The sequence below is a fragment of the Candidatus Enterococcus murrayae genome (assembly GCF_017315985.1).
GTDB lineage: Bacteria > Bacillota > Bacilli > Lactobacillales > Enterococcaceae > Enterococcus_A > Enterococcus_A murrayae.
Window position 1 is genome coordinate 1 of record NZ_JAFLVR010000100.1, and the last position, 4,331, is coordinate 4,331.

The window sequence follows — 4,331 nt, forward strand, 5'->3', positions numbered from 1 at the left end:
TATTAAGTTATTAAATATTTATTTAAAACACAAATAATAGAAAATAATAAATAAAAACACCTAGGAAGGTTTTATATTCTGTTGAACGGTGATATAATAATATTTGTTATTGAATCTGTTTTGTTTGTTCCTTGTGTTACTAAAAAAATCTTTTGTTATAAAAAAATAATGGAATTAATAAAACGAATATAATAACACGCATTAATTCTCCGGGCTTTACTTATATTAATCGGTGGATAGTAAGTAATTGTACGAAAAAAGAAAGAAAATGAAGGACTTCTGATCGGTATATGCATCTGGAAGCTTTTCAAATTCGGAGAATGAGGTATCCAGACTTACATTTAAAGGAGAGTGTGATTTTGAAGAAGAAGGTTTTGGTTCAATCGTTGGTCGTTTCAGCAACAATGGGTTCTGTTGCGGCAGCCCCGTTACAAGCGCATGGGGAGCAAGTAGAGCAGACGGCAACGACACAGCAGAAGGTTCAAAGAAGCTTCGATGAGGTCAAATATCAAGCACTGGAACAGGCGGCAATTTCAGCCGTTGAAAAGGCGAAGCAGGATTTACAGGCGGCGAATGATACACTGGCTAAATTGGAAGCTGCTGCTAAGCTGGAAATTGCTGGGGCTGAAAAAGAAGTTGCTGCGCAGCAGGCAGCTTTAAAGGCGGCTGAAGCAACAGTTGCAACTGCAAAAGAAACTTTGAAGAAGGAACAGGAGAAATTAGCCGAGGTTCAGGCTCGACACGATGACACCGTGGCAATGGCTGAGGCTGAAATCGCAACTGCTGAAAAACGCATCAAAGAAAAAGAGGAGCCTTACCTGGCTGCAAAAGAGGCCGCTGCAAAAGCGGAAGCGGAGGTTAACGATACGGTTGCTGCTCATCAGGAAGAACAAACGAAGCAGCAAGCGATCATTGATCAGGCTCAAGCGAAAATCGATCAAGCGGAGGCAGATTATCAGCAAAGCAAAACGGCCTTCGAGCAATCAGAAGCGGCGGTACAAGCTGCTGAAAATACTCTAGCGGAGCGGATTAATGAAATCAATGATCAACCAAATGTGATCAATCAGGCGAATAACGAAAAAGCAGCAGCTCAACATGCGGTAGAGGATGCATTGATTCGTTCAGGCGAAGCGCAAGCAAATCACCCTGTTTTAGAAGCGGCAGCTAGTCAAGCTAAAACGGCTTATGAAACGGCTGAAGCAGCGGAGGCAAGCAAGCTTCCAATGCTAAATCAAGAGATTTCCAATGCGGAGGCTTTGATCGCTGTTCAAGAGGCTTTATTGGCAAGTATGAATTCAGGTGATGCTGGCTATGCTGCTGAACAGTCGAAATTAGCGGGATATCAGGCGATGCTGCAGTACTCACAGGATGAGAAGAATACACTGGCGGCTGAAACAGCACAAGCATTAACCAATTATTCAACGGCTAAAGCTCAAGCAGAGGCAGCCCTTGCTGAAATTGCAGCAGCTGAAACAGCGTATCAAGCGAGCGTGACTCAACAGGAGGCAACAAACAAAGCAGCTGATGAAAAAATCGCTGCGGCGGAGGAAATGATGGCAAATAAAGAGGCATTGATTACCGAAGCAGAAAACAATGTTCAGTCGGCAAACCTCGATCAAGAACAAAAGCTGGCTGAGATGAACAAGGCGGAAGTGAATAAGGCGACTGTCGCTGCCGAACAGCAGGAAGTTATCGAAAAGGCTGAAGCGGCTATTGCAAAAAGCTTAGAAGCTGTTGAAAAAGCGGAATCAGTATTCCAAACAGCCAACTTGCTGCTTGAAGAAAAAGAGAAGGAATATCATGCAGTGCGGCAGGAACAGCAGCTGGTTATTGATTTTTCAAATGAGACGATTCGAGAATCTGAAGCAAAATTGAAGACACAGCAAGAAGCAGTTGCTGAAGCACAAAAAGCATTGACTGACGCGGAAAAAGCGGTAAAAGAACTCGAAGCAGCAGTTGCTTCTGCTAAGAAAAATCTTGAAGCGGTCAAGGCGGATGCGAAAGCAAAAATTGATGCCGCAAAAGCAGAAGTAGCTAAGAATGAAGCCGCATTGAAAATGGCAGAGGATCGTTTGGCTGGATTACGAGCAGGAGCGAACGATGCTAGAACAGGCAAGCTGAAAGCCAACAATGCTGGAATGAGCATCAGCTATCAGCAAGGCTATGAAGATGCTTATGCGCTTTTATCTGTGACTGGCAGCAATGTTTTCATTTCGCAGCAAAAAAATATCTACATCAAAGAATACAAGAAGGCTGTCCCTGCGACTAGCGGACAATTGCCGCAAACAGGCGATGCTGAGAACTTGGCTGCTGTATTGATGGGCTTGGGCTTAATCACCATTTCCGGAGCAGCTCTATTAAAGAAAAAATATGCTGTTTAGTAGCTGAACACTGAGACCTTGTCTCAGTGTTTATTTTAAAAAGAAATGTGGCGAGAAAAATGAAAAAAGGCGGGTCTTCATTTCGAAAAGAGGTTCAAGCAAAAATAAAATCATTAACGTTTACATCAGACGAAACCAAGTCCGTTTATCAAAAGCAAGCAGCTCAATGCAAGAATAAGGCAGAGCTTCGAAAGCTGCTAAAAGTCATCGAATTGGGTGAACAGCAGCTCTATGCTAAACAAAAATCACTTTTTCAGACCTTAGAGGCTTCTATCTGGAAAATCAATGAGCTCAGATACCTGCCGATGTCTGAGAAAGCGCAGTGGGTAGAAAAGCTGGTTGCTTGCGACTCTGCAGAAGAAATGTCCGTTGTCTACGCACGAGCAGTAGAAGCAGAGAAAAAGGCAGGCCAAAGTAAAGCGGGCAGCTGGACGGTTTTAAACGAACAATAGCGTTATTACGTTTGAAGAGAAATCGATTTTTTGGAGGTTGAGAAGAATGAAAAAGAAACATTTGGTAATGACATTATTCGTGTCATCCCTCATGTTGGGGATATATCAGAGTCAAACGAGCATTGCTGCAGAGCAGAAAGTAATGCAAGAGAGCAGTAGTGTTGTTGAAAGTACGTCGAATCCTGTTTTGCATCAGTCAACGAGTCAAACAACTGAAAGCAGCACAAAGGAAAGCGAGGAGTCACTTCCCAAAATTATTGGAGTGAAAAATCAAACACTAGCATTAAAACAGGTGTTTGATCCCAAAGCCGGAGTAACGGCCACTGATGCGAAAGACGGTGTTTTGACTAATAAGGTAGAAGTAACTGGCAAGGTGGATACAAGTAAAGCTGGAACCTACAAACTTACTTATTCGGTGGTTAATTCTCAAGGGAAAAAATCAGAAAAGTCTGTTTCCATCGATGTACAGCCGAAAGAGGCGACTAGCTATCGAGCAGAGCTTTCAGCTTTTTCTTTACCGAAGAATGCCAAGTATAGTGATGAGATCCTTAAACGTGTTGTTATCAAAAACAATGAGAATCAAACAATTGCGAATACAGGGGTTAAGGTTGCTGTTGAAGGAGAAGAGCGAGCAACGAAATTAGGAACTTCTCCAATAAAATTTTCACTAACGATGCCTGATGGAGTGAACTTCTCTAGTACGGTGAACATTACTGTTTTCAGCGGCATTCGGGTCGTTGAGCCAAAGGAACGATACACTTATGGCGGATCCATCTATGAAGATGGTATAGATTTTTTGAAATACATTGAAGCCTATGAAATCGACAGTCAGGGAAAAGAGAAGCGTTTGGAAGGCTACGACGCAGAGTCTGGCATAGGGATCAAAGTACTGAAGACGGATTTAGATGTTTCTGTACCAGGAAAATATTCGATTCTATACCGTCTGACGAATTCATTGGGTGAAACATTGGAGCATACTTCCTACGTCACTGTAATCAAGAAAAAAACGCTTGATGCACCGACGATTCAAGCAAATGATCAGCTATTATATGTAGGAGATGTTTTGACCAAGGAAATCATTCTAGGTTGGGCAAAAACGACTCATGCGGATAAAGTTATCTTTGAAGTTTTGGATGATTCGATCTTAGTCAATAATGAATCCAATCGCTTGAAACAGGCTGGTAGCTACAAGATTCGTTACACGGCATCGAGAATAGATGAAGCAACTCAAGCTGAATTGACTGCTCAAAAAACGATCACACTTACAGTAAAAGAAAAAGAAACGGTCCCTATGACATCTACTCCGACAACGAATGTGAAAAAGACAGCACCGACTTCTGCAAATAATGCAGCAGTGAAAAGCTTGCCTAAAACAGGCTCGAAAACAAGTGACCTCAATCTGATTCTTTTTGGAATGGCTTTGGTAGGTATCGTGGCCTTTTCTGCAATTAAGAAAAAAGTGCAGCAATAATAATGAAGAAAAGCATAGAAGTTATCT

3 protein-coding genes are annotated in these 4,331 nt (G+C 42.2%); all 3 read left to right on the forward strand.

Annotation, left to right across the window (positions count from 1 at the left end):
- Nucleotides 1-359 precede the first annotated feature (359 nt).
- Genes JZO85_RS22970 through JZO85_RS22980 form a run of 3 tightly spaced genes read left to right on the forward strand, consistent with a single transcriptional unit; the run spans nucleotide 360 to nucleotide 4,304 of the window.
- On the forward strand, nucleotides 360-2,381 hold the full coding sequence (locus tag JZO85_RS22970; protein ID WP_207110835.1) for an LPXTG cell wall anchor domain-containing protein: 2,022 nt from the start codon (nucleotides 360-362) through the stop codon (nucleotides 2,379-2,381).
- 59 nt (nucleotides 2,382-2,440) lie between these two features.
- Nucleotides 2,441-2,833: a hypothetical protein gene (locus JZO85_RS22975; RefSeq protein WP_207110836.1), complete on the forward strand. Its 393-nt coding sequence runs from the start codon at nucleotides 2,441-2,443 to the stop codon at nucleotides 2,831-2,833.
- Between the two features lie 46 nt (nucleotides 2,834-2,879).
- Nucleotides 2,880-4,304, forward strand: coding sequence for an immunoglobulin-like domain-containing protein (locus JZO85_RS22980; RefSeq protein WP_207110837.1), 1,425 nt, complete (start codon nucleotides 2,880-2,882; stop codon nucleotides 4,302-4,304).
- Nucleotides 4,305-4,331: the final 27 nt, after the last annotated feature.